27 protein-coding genes and 1 other RNA gene are annotated in these 24,147 nt (G+C 54.8%); 14 read left to right on the top strand and 14 right to left on the bottom strand.

Annotated elements, in window-relative coordinates:
* Positions 1-98 precede the first annotated feature (98 nt).
* Together apt and ACFQW4_RS04450 are read right to left on the bottom strand one after the other, a co-directional pair.
* Complete coding sequence (gene apt / locus ACFQW4_RS04455; RefSeq protein ID WP_101762398.1) at positions 99-650, bottom strand: adenine phosphoribosyltransferase; 552 nt, start codon at positions 648-650, stop codon at positions 99-101.
* Between the two features lie 149 nt (positions 651-799).
* On the bottom strand, positions 800-1,183 hold the full coding sequence (locus ACFQW4_RS04450; RefSeq protein ID WP_101762399.1) for a DUF454 family protein: 384 nt from the start codon (positions 1,181-1,183) through the stop codon (positions 800-802).
* A 58-nt stretch (positions 1,184-1,241) separates the two neighbouring features.
* Here ACFQW4_RS04450 and priC point away from each other — a divergent pair, with 58 nt between their 5' ends.
* The 3 genes from priC to rsmS are packed head-to-tail and all read left to right on the top strand — an operon-like array spanning position 1,242 to position 2,219.
* On the top strand, positions 1,242-1,754 hold the full coding sequence (gene priC / locus ACFQW4_RS04445) for a primosomal replication protein PriC (RefSeq protein WP_101762400.1): 513 nt from the start codon (positions 1,242-1,244) through the stop codon (positions 1,752-1,754).
* Positions 1,755-1,806: 52 nt separating this feature from the next.
* Positions 1,807-2,052 carry a GlsB/YeaQ/YmgE family stress response membrane protein gene (locus ACFQW4_RS04440; protein WP_101762401.1) on the top strand — a complete coding sequence of 82 codons (246 nt, stop codon included), beginning with the start codon at positions 1,807-1,809 and terminating at the stop codon, positions 2,050-2,052.
* Between the two features lie 8 nt (positions 2,053-2,060).
* Positions 2,061-2,219 (top strand): pleiotropic regulatory protein RsmS, encoded by a 159-nt coding sequence (rsmS, locus tag ACFQW4_RS04435; RefSeq protein ID WP_354465743.1) that lies wholly within the window; start codon positions 2,061-2,063, stop codon positions 2,217-2,219.
* On the opposite strand, the gene acrR is transcribed toward rsmS, so the two are convergent.
* On the bottom strand, positions 2,206-2,844 hold the full coding sequence (gene acrR / locus ACFQW4_RS04430; RefSeq protein ID WP_110867732.1) for a multidrug efflux transporter transcriptional repressor AcrR: 639 nt from the start codon (positions 2,842-2,844) through the stop codon (positions 2,206-2,208). The two genes, rsmS and acrR, sit on opposite strands and share 14 nt — an antisense overlap.
* A 142-nt stretch (positions 2,845-2,986) precedes the next feature.
* Between acrR and ACFQW4_RS04425 the strand changes: the two genes are divergently transcribed.
* The 4 genes from ACFQW4_RS04425 to ykgO all read left to right on the top strand — a co-directional run bounded on the left by ACFQW4_RS04425 (position 2,987) and on the right by ykgO (position 7,906).
* A complete protein-coding gene (locus ACFQW4_RS04425; RefSeq protein ID WP_101762404.1) occupies positions 2,987-4,177 on the top strand; it encodes an efflux RND transporter periplasmic adaptor subunit in 1,191 nt (396 codons plus the stop codon).
* A gap of 16 nt (positions 4,178-4,193) precedes the next feature.
* Positions 4,194-7,343 carry an efflux RND transporter permease subunit gene (locus ACFQW4_RS04420; protein ID WP_137385286.1) on the top strand — a complete coding sequence of 1,050 codons (3,150 nt, stop codon included), beginning with the start codon at positions 4,194-4,196 and terminating at the stop codon, positions 7,341-7,343.
* Positions 7,344-7,492: 149 nt separating this feature from the next.
* Entirely contained in the window at positions 7,493-7,750 is a 258-nt protein-coding gene (locus ACFQW4_RS04415; RefSeq protein ID WP_101762406.1) for a type B 50S ribosomal protein L31, read from the top strand.
* Between the two features lie 15 nt (positions 7,751-7,765).
* Positions 7,766-7,906, top strand: coding sequence for a type B 50S ribosomal protein L36 (gene ykgO / locus ACFQW4_RS04410; protein ID WP_309835673.1), 141 nt, complete (start codon positions 7,766-7,768; stop codon positions 7,904-7,906).
* 45 nt (positions 7,907-7,951) lie between these two features.
* Here the strand turns inward: ykgO and ACFQW4_RS04405 are convergent, their stop codons facing one another.
* The 3 genes from ACFQW4_RS04405 to ACFQW4_RS04395 are packed head-to-tail and all read right to left on the bottom strand — an operon-like array spanning position 7,952 to position 10,345.
* Positions 7,952-8,830: a metal ABC transporter substrate-binding protein gene (locus tag ACFQW4_RS04405; protein WP_110867733.1), complete on the bottom strand. Its 879-nt coding sequence runs from the start codon at positions 8,828-8,830 to the stop codon at positions 7,952-7,954.
* A 22-nt stretch (positions 8,831-8,852) separates the two neighbouring features.
* A complete protein-coding gene (locus tag ACFQW4_RS04400) occupies positions 8,853-9,692 on the bottom strand; it encodes a metal ABC transporter permease (protein ID WP_101762408.1) in 840 nt (279 codons plus the stop codon).
* Positions 9,689-10,345: a metal ABC transporter ATP-binding protein gene (locus ACFQW4_RS04395; protein ID WP_222181561.1), complete on the bottom strand. Its 657-nt coding sequence runs from the start codon at positions 10,343-10,345 to the stop codon at positions 9,689-9,691. The genes ACFQW4_RS04400 and ACFQW4_RS04395 overlap by 4 nt, the downstream gene beginning before the upstream one ends.
* 340 nt (positions 10,346-10,685) lie before the next feature.
* Between ACFQW4_RS04395 and ACFQW4_RS04390 the strand changes: the two genes are divergently transcribed.
* The 3 genes from ACFQW4_RS04390 to ACFQW4_RS04380 all read left to right on the top strand — a co-directional run bounded on the left by ACFQW4_RS04390 (position 10,686) and on the right by ACFQW4_RS04380 (position 11,807).
* On the top strand, positions 10,686-11,039 hold the full coding sequence (locus ACFQW4_RS04390) for a hypothetical protein (RefSeq protein ID WP_377724065.1): 354 nt from the start codon (positions 10,686-10,688) through the stop codon (positions 11,037-11,039).
* Between the two features lie 147 nt (positions 11,040-11,186).
* A complete protein-coding gene (gene tomB, locus ACFQW4_RS04385) occupies positions 11,187-11,564 on the top strand; it encodes an Hha toxicity modulator TomB (RefSeq protein ID WP_007886936.1) in 378 nt (125 codons plus the stop codon).
* A gap of 24 nt (positions 11,565-11,588) precedes the next feature.
* Positions 11,589-11,807 (top strand): HHA domain-containing protein, encoded by a 219-nt coding sequence (locus ACFQW4_RS04380; RefSeq protein ID WP_007886938.1) that lies wholly within the window; start codon positions 11,589-11,591, stop codon positions 11,805-11,807.
* A 129-nt stretch (positions 11,808-11,936) separates the two neighbouring features.
* Here the strand turns inward: ACFQW4_RS04380 and ffs are convergent.
* Positions 11,937-12,033, bottom strand: an RNA gene (gene ffs / locus ACFQW4_RS04375) — signal recognition particle sRNA small type.
* A gap of 177 nt (positions 12,034-12,210) precedes the next feature.
* Here ffs and ACFQW4_RS04370 point away from each other — a divergent pair.
* Positions 12,211-12,522, top strand: a complete 312-nt coding sequence (locus ACFQW4_RS04370) for an MGMT family protein (RefSeq protein WP_008103902.1) — start codon at positions 12,211-12,213, stop codon at positions 12,520-12,522.
* 145 nt (positions 12,523-12,667) lie between these two features.
* On the opposite strand, the gene ACFQW4_RS04365 is transcribed toward ACFQW4_RS04370, so the two are convergent.
* On the bottom strand, positions 12,668-13,225 hold the full coding sequence (locus ACFQW4_RS04365) for a YbaY family lipoprotein (protein ID WP_110867736.1): 558 nt from the start codon (positions 13,223-13,225) through the stop codon (positions 12,668-12,670).
* Between the two features lie 205 nt (positions 13,226-13,430).
* Here ACFQW4_RS04365 and tesB point away from each other — a divergent pair, with 205 nt between their 5' ends.
* On the top strand, positions 13,431-14,294 hold the full coding sequence (gene tesB, locus ACFQW4_RS04360) for an acyl-CoA thioesterase II (protein ID WP_101762413.1): 864 nt from the start codon (positions 13,431-13,433) through the stop codon (positions 14,292-14,294).
* A 74-nt stretch (positions 14,295-14,368) separates the two neighbouring features.
* Here tesB and amtB read toward each other — a convergent pair whose 3' ends face one another.
* The 5 genes from amtB to ACFQW4_RS04335 all read right to left on the bottom strand — a co-directional run bounded on the left by amtB (position 14,369) and on the right by ACFQW4_RS04335 (position 20,312).
* The gene (gene amtB, locus ACFQW4_RS04355) at positions 14,369-15,658 is read right to left on the bottom strand and encodes an ammonium transporter AmtB (RefSeq protein ID WP_101762414.1); all 1,290 of its coding nucleotides are present in this window, start codon (positions 15,656-15,658) and stop codon (positions 14,369-14,371) included.
* A gap of 33 nt (positions 15,659-15,691) precedes the next feature.
* On the bottom strand, positions 15,692-16,030 hold the full coding sequence (gene glnK, locus ACFQW4_RS04350; protein WP_007886947.1) for a P-II family nitrogen regulator: 339 nt from the start codon (positions 16,028-16,030) through the stop codon (positions 15,692-15,694).
* A gap of 259 nt (positions 16,031-16,289) precedes the next feature.
* A complete protein-coding gene (locus ACFQW4_RS04345) occupies positions 16,290-18,065 on the bottom strand; it encodes a SmdB family multidrug efflux ABC transporter permease/ATP-binding protein (RefSeq protein ID WP_192414041.1) in 1,776 nt (591 codons plus the stop codon).
* Positions 18,058-19,827 carry a SmdA family multidrug ABC transporter permease/ATP-binding protein gene (locus ACFQW4_RS04340; protein WP_377724057.1) on the bottom strand — a complete coding sequence of 590 codons (1,770 nt, stop codon included), beginning with the start codon at positions 19,825-19,827 and terminating at the stop codon, positions 18,058-18,060. The genes ACFQW4_RS04345 and ACFQW4_RS04340 overlap by 8 nt, the downstream gene beginning before the upstream one ends.
* A gap of 23 nt (positions 19,828-19,850) precedes the next feature.
* Positions 19,851-20,312, bottom strand: coding sequence for an Lrp/AsnC family transcriptional regulator (locus tag ACFQW4_RS04335; protein WP_110867833.1), 462 nt, complete (start codon positions 20,310-20,312; stop codon positions 19,851-19,853).
* A 115-nt stretch (positions 20,313-20,427) separates the two neighbouring features.
* Here ACFQW4_RS04335 and ACFQW4_RS04330 point away from each other — a divergent pair, with 115 nt between their 5' ends.
* Positions 20,428-21,462 carry a PLP-dependent cysteine synthase family protein gene (locus ACFQW4_RS04330; RefSeq protein WP_110867738.1) on the top strand — a complete coding sequence of 345 codons (1,035 nt, stop codon included), beginning with the start codon at positions 20,428-20,430 and terminating at the stop codon, positions 21,460-21,462.
* Positions 21,463-21,496: 34 nt separating this feature from the next.
* On the opposite strand, the gene cof is transcribed toward ACFQW4_RS04330, so the two are convergent.
* On the bottom strand, positions 21,497-22,318 hold the full coding sequence (gene cof, locus ACFQW4_RS04325; protein ID WP_377724054.1) for an HMP-PP phosphatase: 822 nt from the start codon (positions 22,316-22,318) through the stop codon (positions 21,497-21,499).
* 93 nt (positions 22,319-22,411) lie between these two features.
* Here cof and ACFQW4_RS04320 point away from each other — a divergent pair, with 93 nt between their 5' ends.
* Positions 22,412-24,127 carry an SgrR family transcriptional regulator gene (locus ACFQW4_RS04320; protein WP_377724052.1) on the top strand — a complete coding sequence of 572 codons (1,716 nt, stop codon included), beginning with the start codon at positions 22,412-22,414 and terminating at the stop codon, positions 24,125-24,127.
* The last annotated feature ends 20 nt before the right edge of the window (positions 24,128-24,147 follow it).

Here is a 24,147-nt window from a genome sequence, read left to right as displayed (position 1 = left end):
CCCTGTTTATTTTGGCAGTAGTTTAACAGCCACCAGCGGATCAGCAACCACTAACTTTGCAGAGGTGGCGCCCCGCCGTGCAGCGGAGCGCGCAGGCCTTAGTGGCCGGGGAAATTCACCAGGCTGAAGCACTCGACGCCCATAGCAGTCAGGCGGGCTTCACCTGTCAGGTCAAACAGATTAATCACGAATGCGGCGTCTTTCACTTCTCCACCGGCGCGGCGGATCAGCTTCACCGTTGCTTCCAGCGTGCCGCCAGTCGCCAGCAGATCGTCCACCACCAGCACCACATCGCCTGGTTTAATGGCATCTTTGTGCAGTTCCAGCGCATCGGTGCCGTACTCCAGCTCGTAGCTTTCGCTGAAGGTGTCACGCGGCAGTTTGCCCGGCTTACGCACCGGCACAAAACCCACGCCCAAACCCAGCGCCACCGGTGCGCCAAACAGGAAGCCACGCGCTTCCGTTCCCACCACCTTGGTGATGCCTTTGTTACGATAACGCTCCACCAGAATGGCGATCGACGCGGCATACGCCTGCGGATCTTCCATCAGACTGGTCACGTCACGGAACAGAATGCCCGGCTTCGGATAGTCAGGAATGCTTTTAATGCTGTTTTTGATGAGTTCAAGCTGCTGCGCAGTTGCGGTCATAAATGTTACGCCTGGAGAAAATATCTAATACGCGCAGCTTCTCTAGCGCCAAACCCCGGAAACCGGGTTAAGCGAAGTCGTTTATAAGGGAAGCCACGCACGAAGATGCCCAAATCTATGCAAATACCCGGCTAAATGCAACCCTCACGCTACTGTTGTGGCGGGTTGGCATCCTCGGTTACAACCGGAATGCGCCACATAAAAAGCAGCAGCAGGCACAGCATCGCGCCTAACAGGATGCGCACCCACAGCAGGTTTACTAAATAAAGGGACACCGAAAAGGTAATCACAATCAGCAACATGGCGCGCCCTTTGGCGCCGGGCGGCATGGCACGATGCTGCTGCCAGTGGCGAATAAAGCGACCAAACGGCGACTTCCATAGCAACCAATGATGGAAACGCGGCGACGAGCGGGCAAAACACCAGGCCGCCAGCAACACAAATGGCGTCGTCGGTAATAAAGGTAATACAATGCCCAGCGTACCTAGCACAATCGCCAGCCAGCCAAGGCTCAGTAGTAAAATGCGCTGCATGCCTGATGCCTGAATAAGTCAAAAACAGCGTTACGTTAACACAGTCGGAAACAGAGTGATGCCCCAACCGCCCGCCCAGCAACGTCTCCATGCCATGTTAGAGTTACTGCGCCAGCAGATTGCGCAGCAGCCGGATGGTGCCTGTCGTCAGCCCCGTTTTGATTCTCACCTGTTTCGCACCAGCGGCACGCGTCTGGCGGATTATCTGCGCGAACTGGAAGGCAATGTGACGCAGTTAACCGCTGCTGACACTGATGTGGCGCGCCGTCAATGGCTGGCGGAGAAAGTGCTGGATCAAATTGCCGCATTACAGCGCGAATGCCAGAGCCAGCAGCTGCGCGTCAAGCGCGAGCGGCCACGTGTCGATGCACGCCAGGCCAAGCGTGAAGAGTATCAAGGCTACGAAAAACGCTTACTGGCGATGATTGCGCAGCGCGAGCAGCATCTGGCGCGCGCTGAAACGCTGAGCGTTCAGCAGCAGTTAATTCGTGAAGTCGATCAGCTGCAAGAACGTTTGGCACGCTGCCGCGCCGCTATCTACAAACTGGAGTTGCCGCCTATGCCGCGCTGAACGCGGCGCTTTTTCCTCTATACTCATTGCGGTGAGAAAAAGGAGTAAAATCATGACGCTGGTATTATGGATTGTGATCGGTTTAGCTGCAGGATGGCTTAAGCGGGTGATTTTTCCCGGTCGTCCGGGAGGATTTGTGCCGACGTTGGTGCTGGCGGTGATTGGCGCGCTGATTGGCGGCTATATCGCCACCTACTTCACCACCGGCGATCTGGCCGCCCTGCATCCAGCCGGTTTCGCTAGCGCACTGCTGGGCGCACTGTTAATGCTGCTGGTCGCGGCGAAATTACGTATTTAGGAGAAAAAATGTCACTGGACAGCGCACCCGACGAAATCAAACTTGCCGTCGATCTGATTCAACTACTTGAAGAGAATAGTGTCCCTACCGCCACCGTGCTGGCCGCGTTGGCGATTGTTCAGCGGGATTATGAGCAGAAACAAGCGGCGGAAATCAAGGCCGACTAAGCAGCGTTGGACTCAGGCGCAACATATCAAGAAACGCATCCACCAGCTGAGGCGCATCGGCTGCCAAATCAAAACTTTGCGGGTTGAACAGCCAGCTTTCCATCATGCCATTGATATAGCCGCGCATCAGTAGCGCCGCCTGACGCGTATTCAGGTTCGCAGGCAATTGGCTGGCATCAATACAAAGACGTAGTACAGTTTCAATTCGATCGTAACACGCTTGCAGTAAGCTCTGCTGCATATCCTGCAACGTCGACATTTCGCCAACAAACTCACATTTGTGAAAGATAATCTCCATTAATGCGCGTCTTTGCGGATCCTTTGCTGTGGCGTCAAGGATATAGATCAACATAGAACGAACAACAGAAAGTGGATCGCCCGGGTATTTTGTCTGATACTCAAGTTCCACATCGTCCAGCCCAGCGTCACAACGCAGCCAGATTTCCTGTAAGAGATCGGCTTTATTTTTGAAATGCCAGTAGATAGCCCCGCGCGTGACGCCGGCCGCTGTTGCGATATCCGCCAGAGACGTGGCGGCCACACCATGTTCGGAAAAGTGTGCTAATGCGGCGTCAAGAATTTGATGCCGTGTTTCAAGAGCTTGCGCTTTGGTTTTTCGTGCCATGCTGGGCTTTTTTTACAAACTTGTAAGTTTACATACATTTGTGAATGTATGTACCATAGCATGACCCGTGTTTTAACGCAGCAATGGGTTTATCGGTTTGTGATCCATTGATCATTTGATATCGGACACTAGAGGTTTATTTATGAATAAAAACAGAGGATTAGCGCCTCTGGCGGCCGTCCTGATGCTATCAGGCAGCTTTGTGTTAACAGGATGTGATGATAATAAATCCCAGCAAGCCGCCCAGCAGCAGCCCCCAGAAGTGGGTGTTGTAACGTTAAAAAACGAACCCTTGAAAATTACCACCGAGCTGCCGGGCCGTACCTCGGCTTTCCGCGTTGCGGAAGTTCGCCCTCAGGTGTCAGGAATTATCCTTAAGCGTAATTTTGTTGAAGGTAGTGATGTAAAAGCCGGTCAGTCGCTGTATCAGATTGATCCAGCCACCTATCAGGCGGCCTACGACAGCGCTAAAGCGGATCTCGCCCAGGCTGAAGCCAATGCGCGTGTTGCGCAGTTAACCATTACTCGCTATAAGCCGCTGCTGGGTACCAAGTACATCAGTCAGCAGGACTATGACACCGCCGCAGGCACCGCAGCTCAGACTGCTGCAGCCGCCCAGGCTGCACGTGCCAACGTCGAAACTGCGCGCATCAATCTGGCGTATACCAAAGTGACGTCACCCATCAGCGGTCGTATTGGTAAATCGTCGGTAACCGAAGGTGCGCTGGTTTCCAACGGGCAAACCACTGCCCTGGCGACCGTGCAACAGCTCGATCCTATGTATGTCGATGTGACCCAATCCAGTGATGATTTCCTGCGTCTGCGCGCAGAGCTGGAATCCGGTCAGCTGAAACAGAACGACGGTAAGGCCAACGTCACCCTGCTGATGCAAAACGGTAACGCATACCCGCAGACAGGCACATTGGAATTCTCTGATGTGAGCGTGGATGAAACCACCGGCTCGATCACGCTGCGCGCCATCTTCCCGAACCCGGACAATCGCCTGCTGCCAGGCATGTTTGTTCGTGCGCGTCTGGATGAGGGCACCAATCCCACCGCACTGCTGGTGCCGCAACAGGGCGTAACACGCACCCCAACCGGTCAGGCAACCGCAATGGTGGTTGGCGCAGATAATAAAGTGGAATCCCGTAACATCACCGCTAATCAGGCATTTGGCGACAAATGGCTGGTGACGGAAGGTCTAAAAGAAGGCGATCGGGTGATCACCACCGGTATCCAGCGTGCCAAACCGGGTGCGCAGGTGACGCCAAAAGAAGTCTCCGATGATGCCAAAGCTGCACCAGAATCACCGTCTGCTAAATCATCGTCATAACAGGAGCCACTGATACATGGCTAAGTTCTTTATTGATCGCCCCATTTTTGCGTGGGTGCTCGCCATCATCATCATGTTGGCCGGTGTGCTATCGATTATCAGCCTGCCGATTGAGCAATATCCCAATGTTGCACCGCCGGCGGTTGAAATCCAGGCCACCTATCCGGGTGCTGATGCGAAAACGCTGCAAGATTCGGTGACGCAGGTCATCGAGCAAAACATGAACGGTATCGATGGACTGATGTATATGTCCTCGAGCAGTGACTCGTCGGGTACATTGACGCTGACGCTGACCTTCCAATCCGGTACTGATGCCGATATCGCGCAGGTTCAGGTGCAGAACAAACTGCAGCTGGCCACGCCGTTACTGCCACAGGAAGTACAGCAACAGGGTATTCAGGTTAAGAAATCCTCTAGCAGCTTCCTGATGGTGGCGGGTTTTGTCAGTGATGACGGCACCATGACGCAGAATGATATTTCTGACTATGTTGCTTCAAACATCAAAGATCCGGTCAGCCGTATGCCGGGTGTCGGTGATACTCAGGTGTTTGGTGCGCAGTATGCGATGCGCATCTGGCTGGACCCACACAAGCTGAACAACTATTCACTGACACCAGTGGATGTGATCAACGCGCTGAAAATCCAGAACACCCAGATCGCCGCGGGTCAGTTGGGCGGTACGCCACCTGTACCAGGCCAACAGCTGAATGCCTCGATCATTGCGCAAACCCGTCTGACATCGACAGATGAGTTCGGCAATATTCTGCTGAAGGTGAATCAGGATGGTTCGCAGGTACGTCTGCGTGACGTGGCGAAGATTGAACTTGGTGGTGAAAACTACGAGATCATCGCGCGTTATAACGGCAAACCGGCTTCCGGTATCGGTATCAAACTGGCCACCGGCGCTAATGCACTGGACACCGCCGATGCGGTGAAAGCAGAACTGGCGAAACTGGAGCCGTTCTTCCCGGCAGGCATGAAAACGGTTTATCCGTACGACACCACACCGTTCGTGAAAATTTCGATTTTCGAAGTGGTGAAAACGCTGTTCGAAGCAATCGTGCTGGTGTTCCTGGTGATGTATCTGTTCCTGCAAAACTTCCGTGCGACGCTGATTCCAACCATCGCCGTTCCTGTTGTGTTGCTCGGAACCTTTGCGATCATCAGTGCCTTTGGCTACTCGATAAACACCCTGACGATGTTCGGGATGGTGCTCGCCATCGGCCTGCTGGTGGATGACGCCATCGTGGTGGTAGAGAACGTCGAACGTGTAATGGCGGAAGAAGGCTTACCGCCGAAAGAAGCGACCAAACGTTCGATGGAGCAGATTCAGGGCGCATTGGTCGGTATTGCCTTGGTGCTGTCAGCGGTATTTATTCCAATGGCGTTCTTCGGTGGTTCAACCGGCGTCATTTATCGCCAGTTCTCCATCACCATCGTTTCGGCAATGGCGCTGTCGGTGCTGGTGGCGTTGATCCTGACGCCTGCGCTTTGTGCCACCATGCTGAAGCCGGTGGAGAAAGGCGCTCACGGCAAAACCACCGGTTTCTTCGGCTGGTTTAACCGCCTGTTTGATAAGAGCACCAACCACTACGTTGACAGTGTTGGTCATATCATTCGCAGCACCGGCCGTTACCTGCTGATTTATCTGGTGATCGTGGTCGGCATGGCGTACCTGTTCCTGAAACTGCCTACCTCATTCCTGCCGGAAGAGGATCAGGGTTTGTTACTGGCGCAGGCGCAATTGCCAGCCGGTGCTACCCAGGAACGTACCCAGAAAGTATTGGATCAGGTGACGGATTACTTCCTGACCAAAGAGAAAGACAGCGTTAACTCCGTGTTTACCGTTAACGGCTTCGGCTTCGCCGGTCGTGGACAGAACACCGGTATTGCGTTCGTCAGCCTCAAGCCGTGGGATGAGCGTGGCGATGCCAACCTGAAAGTGCCTGCGATTGCCGGTCGTGCCATGCAGGCGCTCGGTCAAATCAAAGATGCGATGGTGTTCCCGTTCAACCTGCCAGCGATTATCGAACTGGGTAACGCCACCGGCTTCGACTTCATGCTGACCGATCAGGGCAACCTGGGTCACGAGAAGCTGACCGCCGCGCGTAACCAGCTGTTTGGCATGATCGCCCAGCATTCGGATACGCTAGTGGGTGTGCGTCCAAACGGCATGGAAGATACGCCGCAGTACAAACTGATCATCGATCAGGAGAAAGCGCAGGCGCTGGGTGTGTCGCTGTCCGACATCAATACCACGCTGGCTTCAGCATGGGGCGGTTCTTACGTCAACGACTTCATCGACCGCGGTCGCGTGAAGAAGGTGTACGTTATGGGCAAGGCCGATTCACGTATGTTGCCGGACGATATCAGTAAATGGTACGTGCGCAACAGCGGCGGCACCATGGTACCGTTCTCCGCCTTCTCTTCGGCGAAGTGGCAGTACGGTTCACCGCGTCTGGAACGTTACAACGGCTTGCCATCGATGGAGATTCTGGGCCAGGCTGCGCCAGGCAAGAGCTCCGGTGATGCCATGAACCTGATGGAAGAGTTGGCAGGAAAACTGCCGGCGGGTATCGGTTACGACTGGACCGGCATGTCCTATCAGGAACGCTTGTCAGGAAACCAGGCTCCGGCGCTGTATGCTATCTCACTGATTGTGGTGTTCCTGTGTCTGGCCGCGCTGTATGAGAGCTGGTCGATTCCGTTCTCGGTCATGTTGGTGGTACCGCTGGGTGTTGTCGGCGCACTGATCTTCACCACGCTGCGTGGCTTAAGTAACGACGTCTACTTTGTGGTGGGCTTGTTGACTACCATAGGATTGTCGGCGAAGAACGCCATCCTGATTGTCGAATTCGCCAAGGATTTGATGGAGAAGGAAGGTAAAGGGTTGGTGGAATCCACGCTGGAAGCATCCCGTATGCGTCTGCGTCCGATTCTGATGACCTCACTCGCCTTTATCCTCGGCGTAATGCCGCTGGCGATCAGCACCGGTGCGGGTTCTGGCGCACAGAACGCGGTAGGTACAGGCGTAATGGGCGGGATGGTAACAGCGACCGCGCTGGCTATCTTCTTCGTTCCGGTGTTCTTCGTGGTGGTACGTCGCCGCTTCAGTAAGAACAAAGGTGATCTGGAACACGGTCATCCGGTTGAGCACAAACACTAAGTTTTACTCTTCCCTAAAAGGCCGCTGATGCGGCCTTTTTTATTGCTGTTCCCCTGCCCCGCCAAAATCCCTGCGTTTTTCACGGTTGCAATCAGCCATGTTCGGGCTCATACTATTGTTATAGTATAACATTACATAACGAGGTTACTATGAAACCGAATATCCATCCTCTTTATCGCCCAGTGGTGTTCCACGACACCTCGGCCAACGAATACTTTAAAGTCGGCTCCACCATCAAAACCGAGCGCACCATTGAGTATGAAGGTGAAGTGCTGCCGTATGTCACGCTGGATGTCTCGTCAAAATCTCACGTGTTCTACACCGGCAAGCAGAAAGACTTTGCTAAAGAAGGCAGCACCGCGCGCTTCAACCAGCGTTTCGGCAGCTTCCTGTCGCGCAACAAGTAACGCTGGAGAGAACAGATGCAGGTATTGAGTTCATTGCGCTCTGCAAAGACGCGCCATAAGGATTGCAAAGTCGTGCGTCGTAAAGGTCGCCTCTATGTGATTTGCAAAACTAACCCGCGCTTTAAGGCGGTTCAGGGAAGAAAGAAAAAAAGGTAGGAAAGTGTCGTGATAGTTGGCCGGGATGCTCCCCGGCCTTTTTTTTTACTTCATGCTATGCAGAATGGCGTCAACATTGTGTTTGAACGCGGCGACATAGGTCGCTGCTGGGCCATTCGCTTCCGACAGCGCCTCAGGATAAAGTTCCCCGCCCGGCTGTGCGCCGGTTTCGCTGGCAATCTGTTTTACCAGTCGCGGATCGGTTTGATTCTCCATAAAGTAGGTTTTGATGTGCTCGGCCTTCAGTTGTTGGATGATCGAGGCCACGTCACTGGCGCTGGCTTCCGCTTCGGTAGAGAAGCCCACCGGCGCAAGGAAACTGACGCCATAACGTTGGCCAAAGTAGCCAAAGGCATCATGGCTGGTCAGCACTTTACGCTTGCTCTTTGGCACTTCGGCAAAGGCATTTTTCGCCCAGCTATCCAGCTTCTGCAGCTGCTGAATGTAACTTTCACCGCTTTTACGAATATCCGCCGCATCTTCTGGATCGGCTTTGATCAGCGCATTCATCACATTAGTGGCGTAGATCACACCGTTTTGCATGCTGTTCCACGCGTGCGGATCGGTGACGCTTTTGCCGTCCTCTTCCATCTTGCGCGTGTTGACACCGTTCGATGCCACTACGATGGTGCCTTTATAGCCTGACGCGCTGATCAGGCGATCCATCCAGCCTTCCATGCCCAAACCGCTCACGAATACCACATCCGCCTTCGACAGCGCCTGGCTATCTTGCGGCGTCGGTTCGAAGGTGTGCGGATCGCCATTCGGCCCGACCAGCGATTTCACGTTAACGTGATCGCCACCAACCTGTTTAACGATATCCGCCAGCACGGTAAAGCTCGCCACAACATCAACGCTTTTCGCCAGCGACAGCGGGCTTGCCAGCATGGCGCCAATCGCCAGACTCAGCGGTAACTTTTTCATTCCTATCCCCTTATTGGTTTGGTTATCGACGGCGCAACAGGCCGCCACATGGTCCTGTCAAAACAGAAAGCAGAAACAGCACCGCAGCACTGAGCACCACCGCCGGTCCAGCCGGCAGCGAGAAATGCCACGAAAGAATCAGGCCGATAAATGCTGAGACGATCGCCAGCAGCATGGCGATGCCGAGCATGTAAGCCAGATGGCGGCTCCAGAAGCGTGCGCTGGTGGCCGGCAGCATCATCAATCCCACCGACATCAGCGTGCCCAGCACCTGAAAGCCCGCCACCAGATTGAGCACCACCAGCATCAGAAACAGACCGTGCACCAGCGGTGCGCTCCATTTGCCCTGAGCGCGCAGGAAGTCGGGATCGAAGGCATCGATCACCAGCGGACGGAAGATCACCGCCAGCAGCAGCAAGGTCGTAGCCGCAATGCCGCCGACCAGCAGAATCGCCGCGTTATCCACCGCCAGCAGCGATCCAAATAACACGTGCAGCAGATCGACGCTGGAGCCGCGCAGCGACACCAGTGTGACGCCGAGTGCGAGAGAGCCGAGGTAAAAGCCGGAAAAACTGGCATCCTCTTTAAGATGCGTATAACGGCTGACCGCTCCCGATAGCAGCGCCACCGCCAATCCGGCAATCAGGCCGCCGATACCCATCGCCACTAGCGATAATCCCGATACCAGATAACCAATCGCCGCGCCGGGTAACACAGCATGTGATAAGGCATCGCCGACCAAACTCATGCGGCGCAGGGAAAGGAAAACGCCCAGCGGCGTGGCGCTGATCGCTAATGCAACGCAGGCCACCAGCGCACGGCGCATAAAACCAAATTCGATAAAGGGTTGGAGTAATGTCACGACGCCACCCTACGCAACGTTGGCGTTTGTGCGGCATCAGCGTCATCGAGCGATAGCACATCCTGAAAATAGCGCGCCACCAGCGGACGATCGTGTAGCACGACTAATAATGTGGTGCCCGCCTGCTGCTGCTGTTCGAGAATCGACATCAGCAAGGTGACGGTTTGGCTATCAATGCCGTTGAAGGGTTCATCCAGCAGCCAGAGCTGGCTGCGCTGCAGCATTAAGCGCGCGAACAGCACGCGCTGCAGTTGCCCGCCAGATAACGTCGATGGCTGTGCATCGGCGAACTCACGCATTTGTACCGCATCCAGCGCGGCATCGATTTCCAGGCGCAAGGCGCGATTGATACCACCAAACCAGCCGCAGCGTGGCCAGCAGCCCATCGCCACCAGTTCATAGGCAGTAAGAGGAAAGCGGGTTTCAAGTTCACTGCGTTGCGGTAACCAGCCCAGGGCTTTGCGTGGGATGTGCAATTCGCAGTTGCCGGAAATTGGCGGTAGTAAGCCGGCAATGGTTTTTAATAATGTCGATTTGCCGGTGCCGTTAGCGCCAATCAGCGCCGTCATGCTGCCTGTTGCCAGCTCACCGTTAACGACCGGCGTCACCGCACGGCCTTGATAACCGGCTTGTAAGCGGTTGAAATGTATCATTTCTGCATGCCCCAATCTAAGGCCAGCGCTAGCATGGCAATCAGCATCAGTGCAACCAGCAAACGGCCGCCAAGGGAAAGAAGTAAACCGCTGTGATTCATACTCAACAACCAATAATGTTATAACATAACAATTATCATACCCGACTCATCCTCAATTTCGCCTAAGCAAAAGTGTTTCAAAAGTTGATCGATTATGAAGATAGCCGCGTTAATTCGCCGTTTCGCCATGAATGTGTTATGAAACCCATCACAACGATTACTCTTTCTGTTTATTAGCGACTTGCAATGTCACTCAATAAGCTCAATGATAGAAACATCATTCTTTTACTGGATACAAAATGCCGTCTATTATTCATTGTGATATTGCTGTGGATGAGGACGATTGCGAAAAGTTGGTCAGAATTATCCAGGGGAATATTCTCAAAATAGCCGAGGCATTAGCCGGTGATTTACAGTGGTATTCTCAAAACGCGCAATTAGTTCCCGATAGCTTCCAGATTATTTCTATTCAACCAACCCACAATAATCGATTTAAAATGCTTTACGATTTCAGCTGGAATTTATTTAATCCTTGCCTGGATTTAAATGAAACGTTTACGCGTCGTGAAGAAGTGTTGTTTCAGGTAAAGCCCGGCGCGCTGGTGTTTGACGTGATTGACAATGAGCGCCCCTCTCCCGCCGATGAATTGTAATATTTGGTAATTGAGGTGAGCAAAGCTAATGATTGTGGATTACATTTAAGGAGTCGCTGAATTCAATTTTATTCGATATCGCTTCCTGGTAGCTTTTCTTAATCTCGCCGCGCTGCGGTAACTGTGCTAGCTATGGAGGGGAAAAAGATGGACGAATACTCACCGAAACGGCATGATATTGCCCAGCTTAAATACCTGTGTGAGAACCTGTTCGACGAAAGTATGGCGACATTGACCGACAGCCATCATGGTTGGGTTAATGATCCTACTTCGGAAAGCAATTTACAGCTCAACGATTTGATTGAGCATATCGCTTCTTTCACGATGAATTACAAAATTAAGCACGTTGAAGATGAAGCCCTGATTACGCAAATCGATGAATATCTTGACGATACCTTTATGCTGTTCAGCAGCTATGGAATCAATACTCAGGATCTACAACGGTGGCAGCGTTCAGCAAAACGCTTATTTAATCTGTTTGCCGAAGAGTGCGCTTATCTCCAACAACCTAGCCATTCCTTTTAGCACCAGACTGAGACCGGTTTATTTATGAGCAACCAAGCCTTAACTAAAACAGATTATTTGATGCGACTGCGCCGCTGTCGCTCAATCGATACTCTTGAACGGGTCATCGAAAAAAACAAGTATGAATTACCTGATAATGAACTCGCGGTATTCTATTCGGCAGCCGATCATCGTCTGGCTGAACTGACCATGAATAAGCTTTACGATAAAGTACCGGTTTCTGTCTGGAAGTTCGTCCGCTAAGTTTTTCCCCTAACAGCCGATCTGCACCATCATCGTTTTGATCAAGGATTGAATCACCGGCAAAGGATTGCCAGATTTCTCTGTGCGTAAAATTCTGTGGAGTATGAGGCGGGTACAAATTGGTGGGGGCCCTGCCAGCTACATCCCGGCACACGCGTCGCCTGCTGCGGCTGCTTCCTTCCGGATCTGACCGAGTTCACAAGTTAGCATTGCGGGAGAACCAACAGGGCCCCCATTGACAAGCCCTCATTTCGAGAGCGCAGGCATTATCAAGTATGCCCCCGGCAATTGCAAGCGCAGGCCCGACAACCGTTGGTTTCTTGCACAAGCACACAGCAATGCGCTGATGTCTACCCTTCTGCATGCTAAAGTTTGCCCTTTCCTGATGAAAATAGGTGCGCATATGAGCGACCAAAACAATTTTTCTGAGCGCGTCTGGCAGATCATCGCGGCCATTCCGCCAGGAAAGGTCACTACTTACGGGGATGTTGCGCAATTAGCGGGTTCGCCGCGCGCGGCACGCCAGGTGGGTGGCGTATTACGCCGTTTGCCGGAAGGCAGTAAATTACCCTGGTTTCGCGTTATCAATCGCCATGGCCGCATTTCATTACAGGGCGACGACTTATTTCGTCAGCGCGATGCGCTGGAAGCGGAAGGAATTGAAGTGAGCGATGCTGGGGAGATCGAGTTAGAGAAATATCGGTGGGAAATTTAGCGGTGCGATATGTCGCGCACAGGCCCGCTACCGTTACGTAAAGGCGCTGTCTCGTCCCTGATCGCTCGGCACACGCCATCCATGGCGTGTGACGCTTTACTCCACGGCAGCGGGCCTGTGCGCTTGGCCTGTGCCGTTTGGTAGATTACAGACTTGTCGGTGCCGGCACCGAAGCAGATGGCGTCACCTGCGTAGGTGAAGTCGAAGGCACTGTTGTTGCTGCTCCAGGCTGGGTTTGCATCGCGACGTTAGTCACTGGCACCAACAGCAGTTCGGCTTTTGTTCCGCCCTGATTAATCACCGGTTTCACCGTATCGGTGATAAACGCCAGCTTGCCATCAATCGAAATCGCCGCACTCAACAGAATGCGCGCGTTCGGCTGGATGTCAGCCGGATTAAACGGCAAGACAAACTGGAACGGCGACTGTTTCCCTTCCGTACGCACCACGCGCTGCGACAGCACTTTCGAAGGCGCATCGGCCAGCGATGCATCTGATAGCGTAACGGTCAGCACAGAATCCGGCGGCAGCGCAATGCGCTGGCGGATATACACCGAACCACTGACATTAGGCTGCGCAATCGCGGCCTGCTGCCCCGCTACCGCTGAGCCGAGTGTAGGCGTGGCTACCGGCTTGCTGTGGTCCGCACAACCGGTAATCGCCGCAGCCAGGGTCATACCGCTAATAACTTGCCAGAGTTTCATCGATGTCGTCTCCTTATGAACACTATGATTGTCGGCGGTAAATTTATTGCTTAGCTTTTCAGCCGCCGAATGACCTTAATTCTGGCACAAATATCGGCATTGCGCCTAAACCCTCCGCCAGCCCGCTGAAATCGCGGCAAAATCATTGACGGAAACTGGTCGGATCTTTCACACTGACGCGATAAGTCACGCTGAGGAATCCGCTATGAGCCAGGCACTGCACAACCTGCTTAATTTATTAAATCTGGAAAAACTGGAAGAAGGCCTGTTTCGTGGTCAGAGCGAAGATCTGGGCTTGCGCCAGGTGTTTGGTGGCCAGGTAGTCGGCCAGGCGCTGTATGCCGCGAAACAAACGGTGCCGGAAGAGCGCATCATTCACTCCTTCCACAGCTACTTTCTACGTCCGGGCGATAGCCAAAAAGCCATCATTTATGATGTCGAAACGCTGCGTGACGGCAAAAGCTTCAGCGCACGCCGCGTTAGCGCGGTACAGAATGGTCAGCCGATCTTCTACATGACGGCTTCGTTCCAGGCACCTGAAAGCGGCTTCGAGCATCAGAATGAAATGCCGCAGGTGCCGGGCCCGGATAATCTACCATCGGAACAGGATTTGGCGAAGAAGCTGGCCGCGCATCTGCCACTCAAGCTGAAAGAAAAATTCCTCGCCGAGCGTCCGCTGGATATTCGTCCGGTGCAAATTCATAACCCGCTGAAAGGCCACGTCGATGAGCCGCTGCGTCAGGTGTGGATTCGTGCCAACGGCGAGTTACCGGCCGATCGTCGTATCCATCAATACCTGCTGGGCTATGCCTCGGATCTCAACTTCCTGCCGGTGGCGCTGCAACCGCACGGTAAAGGCTTCCTCGAAGCCGATATGCAGGTTGCAACCATCGATCACTCAATGTGGTTCCATCGTCCGTTCGACTTGTCTGAATGGCTGCTGTACAGCGTGGTGAGCACTTCCGCCTCGGGCGCGCGCGGTTTTGTGCGGGGTGAGTTTTATACCCAGGATGGCCGACTGGTGGCGACCACGGTGCAGGAAGGCGTGATGCGCCAACGCGACGCATAAAAAAAGGGGCGGTAAAATCGCCCCTCTGTTTTTTTATAATTTTAGCGCACTGCTCTTCTTTAGCCCGCCGGCGGTTACTGGTTGTAAGCGTTCTCGCCGTGGCTGTTTACATCCAGACCTTCACGTTCCTGATCTTCCGGAACCCGCAGGCCAACAATCATATCCGCCAGTTTGAAGCCGATGAAGGCTACCACCGCAGTCCAGACGATGGTCACACCCACGCTGAACAGCTGAATCCAAACCTGATGGCCCATGGTCACGCCTTCTGCGTAGCCTACGCCGCCCAGTGAAGAGGACGCGAACACGCCGGTCAGGATACAACCAAGGATGCCACACACGCCGTGCACACCGAACACATCACATGGGTCATCAACGCGCAGCCATTTCTTCAGGGTTGTTACGCCCCACAGACCGGCTAAACCACCCGCCAGACCTATAATCAGCGCGCCGCCGACACCCACATAACCACAAGCAGGGGTAATCGCCACCAGACCGGCGATGAAGCCCGAGCAGGCGCCAAGCAGAGAAGGTTTACCGCGTACCGCCCACTCGCCAAACACCCACGACAGCACCGCACCCGCTGTAGCCACCACGGTATTCAGGAACGCCAGCGCAGCGATTTCGTTAGCTGAGGAAGCAGAACCAGCGTTGAAGCCGAACCAGCCCACATACAGAATCGCGGTACCGAGGAACACCATCGGCAGGTTGTGTGGTTTGAAGGCCTCTTTGCCGAAACCAGCACGTTTGCCCACCAGATAAGCCCCCACCAGGCCTGCAACGGCGGCGTTGATGTGAACCACGGTGCCGCCCGCGAAGTCGAGCGCGCCATCTTGCGCCAGCAAGCCACCAGCCCATACCATGTGTGCGATTGGCAGATAAGCCAGCGTCAGCCATACCACCACGAAGATCAATACCGCAGAGAAGCGAATACGTTCAGCCAGCGCACCAACAATCAGGCCGACGGTGATACAGGCGAAGGAAGCCTGGAACGCGATGTGAATGTATTGATAGAAGCTGCCCATCAGCGCTTTCAGCTCAATATTTTTCAGCATCGCCCACTGGAAGCTACCGAAGAAGGCGTTGCCTTCACTGAACGCCAGTGAATAGCCGTAAATTACCCACAGCACGCAAACCAGTGAGAAGGTCACCGCAACCTGCGTCAGCATCGACAGCACGTTCTTGCCGCGAATCAAACCGCCGTAGAACAGCGCAATGCCGGGAATCGACATAAACAGTACCAAGGCGGTACAGATCATCATAAAGGCGTTATCGGCTTTATCCGCTACTGCAGGGGCTGCCGCCATCGCCAGAGAAGGTAACAGCGCAAGGCTGGTGAGGCCCAACTTCGTTATCAGTTTATTCATTTCTTTCCATCCCATCACAATTCAGAGCCCCAGTTACAGTGCTGCTTCGTCGGTCTCGCCGGTACGAATACGAATGACGCGCTGCAGTTCTGCGACGAAAATCTTGCCGTCGCCAATTTTGCCGGTATACGCGGCTTTGCTGATGACATCGACCACTTCATCAAGTTGGTCGTCCGCAATAGCGATATCAATTTTTACTTTTGGCAGGAAGTTAACGCTGTACTCGGCACCGCGATAAAGCTCTGCGTGACCTTTCTGGCGACCAAAACCTTTAACCTCGGTAACGGTCAGTCCCTGAATGCCAATAGAGGATAAGGCTTCACGCACGTCCTCCAGCTTAAATGGTTTGATTACCACGGTAACCAGCTTCATACGTTCCCCTCCGGATAAGAAATTGAGTGAGTCTTCGCGGACACGTAGGGATATAAGCAAAGGCTGTGCCATAAATAAAAAAAGGGGAATGTCAGTAGCATAGGCGCGCTGTATCACGCTTCGTTATGTGAAGCACAGCGCAGTTTGCTTAGGGGGTAGAGGAAAGGTGTTGCAATATTGCACTTCTTTGGTGCTTCAAGCCTCAAAGAAGTGCATCAATACAGAACATTCCGATAAAACTGTGCAAAAAAGGTGCAATTCACCCTTCGGCTTGTACGGGGATGCCCGCCGCGAGTTCATCGCCGGCCTGCTGCAGCTGATACATCTGCCAGTAACGGCCCTGCTCGGCCAGCAGCTCAGCATGCGTACCGCGTTCAACCACCTGACCGCGATGCAGCACTAAAATCTGATCGGCTTCGGTAATGGTGGAAAGGCGATGCGCAATCACCACCAACGTGCTGTGCTGGCGTAGTGCACGTAACGCCTGCTGAATCGCCTGTTCCGTGCCGGAATCGATATTGGCCGTGGCTTCGTCGAGGATCAGGATTTGCGGTAATGACACCAGCACGCGCGCCAGCGCCAGCAGCTGTTTCTGCCCAACCGACAGATTATTGCCCTGCTCGCCTAAACGCGTATGGATGCCGTCCGCCATGCTGCGCGCCAGCGGTGCCAGCTGCACCGTCTCCAGCGCCTGCCACACCTGATCTTCCGGGATATCGCGCCCCAAACGCACGTTGGCCAGCAGCGAATCCGCCAGCACCACCGGATCCTGTTGCACCATCGCAACGCTTTGACGTAAAGCGGCGTGCGACAGCTGCGGCAGCGGGCGACCATCCAGTTCGATACTGCCGCGTGTCACCGGGTAATAGCCCATCAGCAGATTCGCCAGCGTACTTTTCCCGCTGCCGGTGTGCCCCACCAGCGCAACAAAATGACGCGCCGGCACTTCGAGATTGATGTGGCTGAGCACATCGCGATTATCGCGATAGGCAAAGCTCACATCACGCAGCGAGATGCTACCGGAGGCTAGCGGCAGACTATCGCTGCCATAACCTTGCTGCTCCGCATCCATCAGTTCAAAGATACGCTCGCCGGACACCACCGCCTGTTGCAGCATCGACTGCTGCGTGGTGAGTTCAATCAGCGGTTCATTGAGGCGGCCAAGATAGGTAATAAAGGCATACAGCACACCGACTTCAAACACGCCCGGCGTGGCGAAGCTGAACAGCATCAGCAAACCGCACAGAATCATGGCCGAAAACAGACTCAACAACGGGCGCAACAAAAAGCCATCCAGCCGCAGCGTTTCCATACGTGCCAGATAGTGTGAACGGCTGGCTTCGCCCATGCGTTCACCAAAGCGCGCCTGCTGGCGGAACTGCTGGATCACGCTCATGCCGTTGATCACTTCATTGAAGCCGTTGTTGATGTCCGCCAGATAGCTGCGCACGCGACGCGCAATCGGCGTGCTAAAGCGCTGATAAATCATCATCACCGTCAGCACCAGCGGGAAAATCACGATCGCTACCAACGCCATGCGCCAGTCGAGGGAGAACATCGCCACCAGCATCGCGCCAATCAACGCGGCGGCGCGCAACACTGTGGCCACCACGGTAACGTAGAGATCTTTGATCACTTCGGTGTCGTTGGTGACGCGCGAGATGATTTGGCCGACCGGCTGCGTATCGAAGGCGCTGAGCGGCTGGCGCAACGCCGCGTTCATCACGTCCACGCGCAATTGCTGCACCACGCCAATCGCCGCGCGGTTAAACAGCAACGCCTGAAAATAGTGCAAACCGGCGGCCAGCAATTGCAGCAGGACAAAGCCAACCAGCAGGCCCGCGACGATGCCCCACGGCATCTGATGTTTCGCCACCAGATTATCGATGAAGTAGCTTACCAGCACCGGTCCGGTCACTTCGGCTGCCGCCGCAATCCACAGCATGCCGACCGCCAGCCACAGCGATTTACGCCACGGTTTGCCATACGCCAGCAGTCGTTTCAGCGTCGGCCATAAACGTTGTGATTTAGCCACGGCTTGCTCCTTCTGCCACTTCATCGTCATCCAGTGCGGCTTCCAGCTGCTGATAACGGTACATATCGCGATACCAGCCTTCTTTGGCCGCCAGGGTGTCATGATCGCCACGCTGCGTCACGGCGCCGTGCTGCAGCACCAGAATTTCGCTGGCCTCGGTAAGCGCCGACAGACGATGCGCGCTGATAATCAAGGTGCGCCCTTTGCCCCACTGACGCAGGTTATGCAGGATGTCATGTTCAGTGCGGCCATCAACCGCCGACAGCGCATCATCCAGAATCAGGATTTCGGCATTCAGCAGCAGCGCGCGTGCAATCGCTATGCGCTGCTTCTGTCCGCCCGATAACATCACGCCGCGTTCGCCCACTTCGGTCTCATAACCTTGTGGCAGGCGCAGAATATCATCGTGCACGCAGGCCATGGTTGCCACGCGCTCCAGCTCTTGCTGCGTCGCATTCGGGCGACCCAGCGCCAGATTAGCGGCAATGGTATCGGAGAACAGGAAAGGCGTCTGGCTGACGACCGCCAGCCGGCTGCGCCAGCTATCGAGCCGCAACTGCGGCAGCGGCGTATTGTGGTAACGAATATCGCCCTGATCGATGTCGAAGTGGCGCTGAATCAAGCTTAGGAGCGTGCTCTTGCCGCAGCCGGTTGGCCCACATAATCCCAGCATTTGGCCCGGTTTTAACTGGAAATTAAGATGGCTCAGCACCGGGCCAGAGCTGGCCGGATAGCGGAACTCTCGAATGGCAACCTGCAGGATGCCAGGCTCAGGCGGTAACACTTTCTGACCATCTTCAACCGCTGGCGCTTCGGCCAGCAATGAACGGATACGGCTCCACGCCGCACTGCCGCGCTCAACGATGTTGATCATCCACGCCAGCGCCAGCATGGGCCAAATCATCAGGCCGAGGTACATTACAAAGCTGGTGAGCTGCCCAAGCGTCAAACTGCCGTTCCACACCATCCAGCCGCCACCGGCAATCGCCAGCAGGTTAGAGAAGCCGACGGCGATATAAATGATCGGATCGAATCGCGCATCCACGCGCGCCACATGCAGGTTTTTCTTGCCGGTATCAGCAGCGATGCCGGCAAACTGCTGCGACTGGTGATCTTCGAGGCCAAATGCTTTGATCATACGGATGCTGGTCAGGCTTTCCTGGGTTTGATCGTTCAGGCTTGAAAACGCCGCCTGCGCCACTTTGAAACGTTGATGCAAGCGGGCACCGTCTTTCTGGATGGCGAAAGCCATAATTGGCATCGGGATCAGCGCCAGTAACGTCAGTTGCCAGCTAATTTGGGTACTCATCACAATCAGCACCACCAATCCCATCACCAGCGAATCCACCAGCGTCAGCACGCCTTCACCGGCGGCAAACACCACGCGATCCACATCATTGGTGGCGCGGGCGATCAGATCGCCAGTGCGATGGCGCAGATAAAATGCCGGATGCTGGCGGCTGAGCTGGCGATAAAAATCTTCACGTAGCTCAACGGCTAATTGATAGGATGCGCCAAACAGCAGCACGCGCCAGACGTAGCGCAGCAGATAGACAATCACCGCCGTCACCAGCATCACGCCGATCCACATAAAGATCTGCCCGGCGCTTAAATTATGCTGGGTGACGCCGTCGACAATTACACCAACCACGTGCGGTGGCAGCAATTGCAGTAAGGCAATAACGATCAGCAAGCTGACGGCGCCCAGATATCGCCGCCACTCGCGCAGGAAATACCAACTTAACTGGCTGAATAATTGCACAAGCGTGTCTCTTTCTGTGCCCGTTAGGGCGCTACCGGCAAGGCGGTGGTGTATTTAATCTCTTCCATGGCAAAACTGGAGGTCACATCTATCAGTCCCGGTACGCCGTTCACCAGGCGCTTATAAAAGCTGTCGTAACTCTTCATGTCCGCGACCTGAATGCGCAGCAAATAATCGTACTCGCCCGCCATGCGGTAAAACGCCATCACTTCCGGCATTTGCTGCACCACGGCGACAAATTGCTTAAACCACTCGCTGCTATGCTGCTGAGTTTTAACAAACATAAAAGCGGTGAGCGACAGACCGATTTTTTCGCCGTCCACCAGCGCCACGCGCGCACGAATAATGCCATCATCTTCCAGTTTTTTCAGGCGTTTCCAGCACGGCGTGGTGGTGAGATTCACCGCATCGGCCAACGTCTGCAGCGACAACGTGCAATCCTGCTGCAGCATTGCCAGCAAAGTGCGGTCAGTTTTATCTAACATTTGCCACTCCCGGAGAAAAATTTTCTCTAAGCGCACCATTATACCGTGATTAAAGCAACCTCTTTTTCCTGCCAGTGCCTTACACTGTGCGCAATAATGATTACGGAAATGCCACATGCAAACGCCCTGGGTTCGCCACGCCATCAATGAAATTAACGCCGATTTTCAGCGCTCCGCGGATACGCATCTGATCCGCTTTAAGTTGGATGATTTTCCCGGCATTCACTTCTATCTTAAGGATGAAAGCACCCATCCCAGCGGCAGCTTAAAACATCGACTGGCGCGTTCCCTGTTTCTCTATGGCCTGGCGAATGGCTGGATCCACGAAAATACGCCGATCATTGAAGCCTCATCCGGCAGTACTGCGGTATCGGAAGCTTACTTCGCGCGTTTGCTCGGTTTGCCCTTTATCGCTGTGATGCCCGCCAGCACAGCGAAACGCAAAATCGAGATGATTGGTTTTTACGGTGGCGAGTGCCATTTCGTCGCCGATCCCTGCCAGCTGTACAGCGAATCCGAGCGTTTAGCGCGTGAACTGAATGGCCACTTTATGGACCAGTTCACCTATGCCGAGCGCGCCACCGACTGGCGCGGCAACAACAATATTGCCGAAAGCATTTTCCGCCAGATGTCACACGAACCCTTCCCGGTGCCGCATACGGTGATCATGAGCGCCGGTACCGGCGGCACCTCGGCAACGCTGGGCCGCTATATCCGCTATCAGGGCCATGACACGCGCCTGCTGGTGGTCGATCCGCAGCATTCAGTGTTCTTTGATTACTGGCAGAGCCGCGACAAAACGCTGCGCAGCGAACGCGGTAGCCTGATTGAAGGCATTGGTCGTCCGCGCGTGGAACCGTCGTTTTTACCCGACGTGATTGACGAGATGATGAAAGTGCCGGATGGCGCGACTATCGCCGCAATGCTGCAGCTGGAAAAGGTGCTGGGACGTCGCCCTGGCGCTTCAACCGGTACCAACTTCTGGGGCATGATGCAGGTGGCAAAACGCATGCGGGAAAACGGCGAGCAGGGTTCTCTGGTGACGTTGCTGTGTGACAGCGGTGAGCGCTATCCCGACACCTATTACAATGCGCAGTGGGTAGAGCAGAATATCGGCGACATTGCGCCGTGGGTGCGTGAGCTGCAATAAAAAACCGGACATCCTGTCCGGTTCACTGTAAGCCTCAGCATTCGGGGGAATAATCGAGGTGTGGTGTGGTCATCCAGTGATTAAGGTAGTGAGACACCGCCTGTGTCTCGCAATGTCCGATAATCGGTAAATGGGGCAACGACGCTTTCAGTTGATGCATGGCGTTGCCCATAATGAAACCGCTGCCAACACGTTCCAGCATTTCGCGATCGTTCATGGCATCGCCAAACGCCATACAATCCGCCAGCGACAGCGAAAGATGCTGGCACAAACGTCCCAATGCCGCGCCTTTATGGCAATCGACCGGCAACACCTCCAGACAATCCCACGCAGAGAAGCAAATGTTGGCCCGCTCGCCCAACGCGGCCTGCAATTCGCTTTTTAACGCCTGCAACATTTCATGTGGCGCAATAAAACAGATTTTCGTGACTTCATGCGCCGACATCTGACGCAAATCGCGCAGCTGATAATGGAAGCCACTCATCGCATGCGCTTCCAGCGCGCCGAGCAGCGGCTTATCGGTAAACCAGCCCTCATCGTTGAAAACATGAATCGAGGCCGGCGTTTGCCAATGCGTATGAATCACCTCTTCCGCCACTGATGGCGATAAACCGCAGCCGTAAAGTTGGTTGCCTACAAGATCGTGAATGCGCGTGCCGTTACCGGTAATCAGCCACGCAGGCAAGGTGATTTGTTCGCGTACTCGCTGCATATCCATGAGATGACGCCCGGTGGCAAACGCCAACGTGACGCCGCGCTGATGCAACGCGTGCAGGCTTGCCAGCGTTTCATTACCTAACCGGTGCGAAGGCAGCAACAGCGTGCCGTCCATATCAAATGCCGCGAGGCGAGCCATGCGAATTCTCCTGTCTGAGTGAGGCAGCTACTATCGCCTGGTAATTACGGAACTAATAGTGAATACTTTTTAAAAACTGTTCCGGGTTTAGCTATGCGTGAACTTCATCGGGTCAATCAATTTCAGCGCCTGTGGCAACTTAGCCACGGCGAAACGCAACGCCTCAGCGTCGCCGCGATGGCGCAACACTGCTTTTGCAGCGAGCGCCATGTGCGCACGCTGCTGCGTCAGTGGCAGGATGCCGGCTGGCTGCAGTGGCGCGGTGAATCCGGGCGTGGCAAACTGGGTGAGCTGACTTTCCTGGTGTCGCCGGAACAGCTGCGCCAGCAGTTGTTAACGCAGCAACTCGACGCCGGCGAGGCGGTACAGGCGCTGCAGGTGCTCGATCTGCATCCCGAGCGATTAGTAAAATTGCTGCGACCACTGATGGGCGGTCAGTGGCAGAAGCAATCGCCGGTGCTGCGCATTCCTTACTACCGCGCGATGGAGCCGTTGCGTCCGCTGCAGCTGACCGGACGCGCCGAGCAACATCTGGCGCGCCAGGTTTTCTCCGGGTTAACGCGCTTTCGCGATAACGATGTTGAAGGCGATCTCGCTCACCATTGGCAGCATGATGCCAGCGGCCGTGACTGGTATTTCTGGCTGCGCCCACAGCTCAGCTGGCACAACGATGAACCGGTGCAGGCGGCACAGTTGGTTGAGCAACTGCAACAGATCAGGCATTCGCCACGCGGTGCGAGGCTGCTGGCGGCGATTGAACAGATTGAAGCGCCGCATTCGCTAGCGATACATATTCAACTGCGTGAAAGCGATTACTGGCTGCCGCAGCGGCTGGCGCACCAGTTCTGTCTATTACCGCATCCTGAATTCGCCGATATCGGTAGCGGGCCGTGGAAACTCACGCATTTCACCGCTGAGATGGTGCGCCTGGAGAGCCATGCGCGCTGGCATTTGCAGCGCCCGCTGATCCAGCGGATGGAATACTGGATCACACCGCAGCTGTTTGATCGTGATCTCGGCACCAGCTGCAGCCATCCGGTGCAAATCGCCATTGGCGATCCTGACGAACTCGGCTCGCTACGTCCGGTTGATCGCAGTATCAGCCTGGGATTTTGCTATCTGGCGCCACGCATCTCGGCGAACTTCAGTGCCGAACAGGCCCAATCGCTGATTGCCCTGATTCAGCGCAGCGGTGTGATTCAGCAACTGCCGCTGGATGAGGGTTTAATCACACCGAGCCATGAGCTGCTGCCTGGCTGGCCGGTACCGCGCGCCGAAAGAGAGACGATTGCACTGCCGCCCACATTAACGCTGCATTACCACTTGCCGGTCGAACTGCATGTGATGGCACAGGCGTTAATTCCACTGCTGGCGCAACACGGCTGCGCCCTCACCTGCATCTTCCATGACGTAAAAAGCTGGCGAGACGATAGCGATCTCAGTGAGGCCGATGTGGTGATGGGCGATCGACTGATTGGCGATGCACCGCTGTTTACGCTGGTGAACTGGCTGGAGAACGATCCGGTCTGGCAGCCGCTACGCGAACAGGTTCTGCAAACGCCACTGAGCGCGATTGCCCAACAACCTGATGCACTGCAGCGCGGTGAATTGACTCAGCAACTGTTTCAGCAGCTGATGTGCGATGGCCACTTACTGCCGCTGTTTAACTATCGCTATCAGGTTTTTGCGCCGCCCGGCGTGGAGGGCATCCAGCTTAATAGTTTGGGATGGTTTGATTTCACCCGCGCCTGGATTCCGCCGCCAACCACAGCTAGCGCTGTTCAGCCTGCGTCCGAGCCAGTACCATAAGCGCACTGATTTTTGGGGAA

Origin of the sequence: Pantoea sp. GCM10028869, from assembly GCF_042666835.1 — a bacterium.
Lineage (GTDB): Bacteria > Pseudomonadota > Gammaproteobacteria > Enterobacterales > Enterobacteriaceae > Pantoea > Pantoea leporis.
The sequence above is the reverse complement of the archived record's forward strand: the minus strand, read 5'-3'. Positions and strand labels throughout refer to the sequence as shown.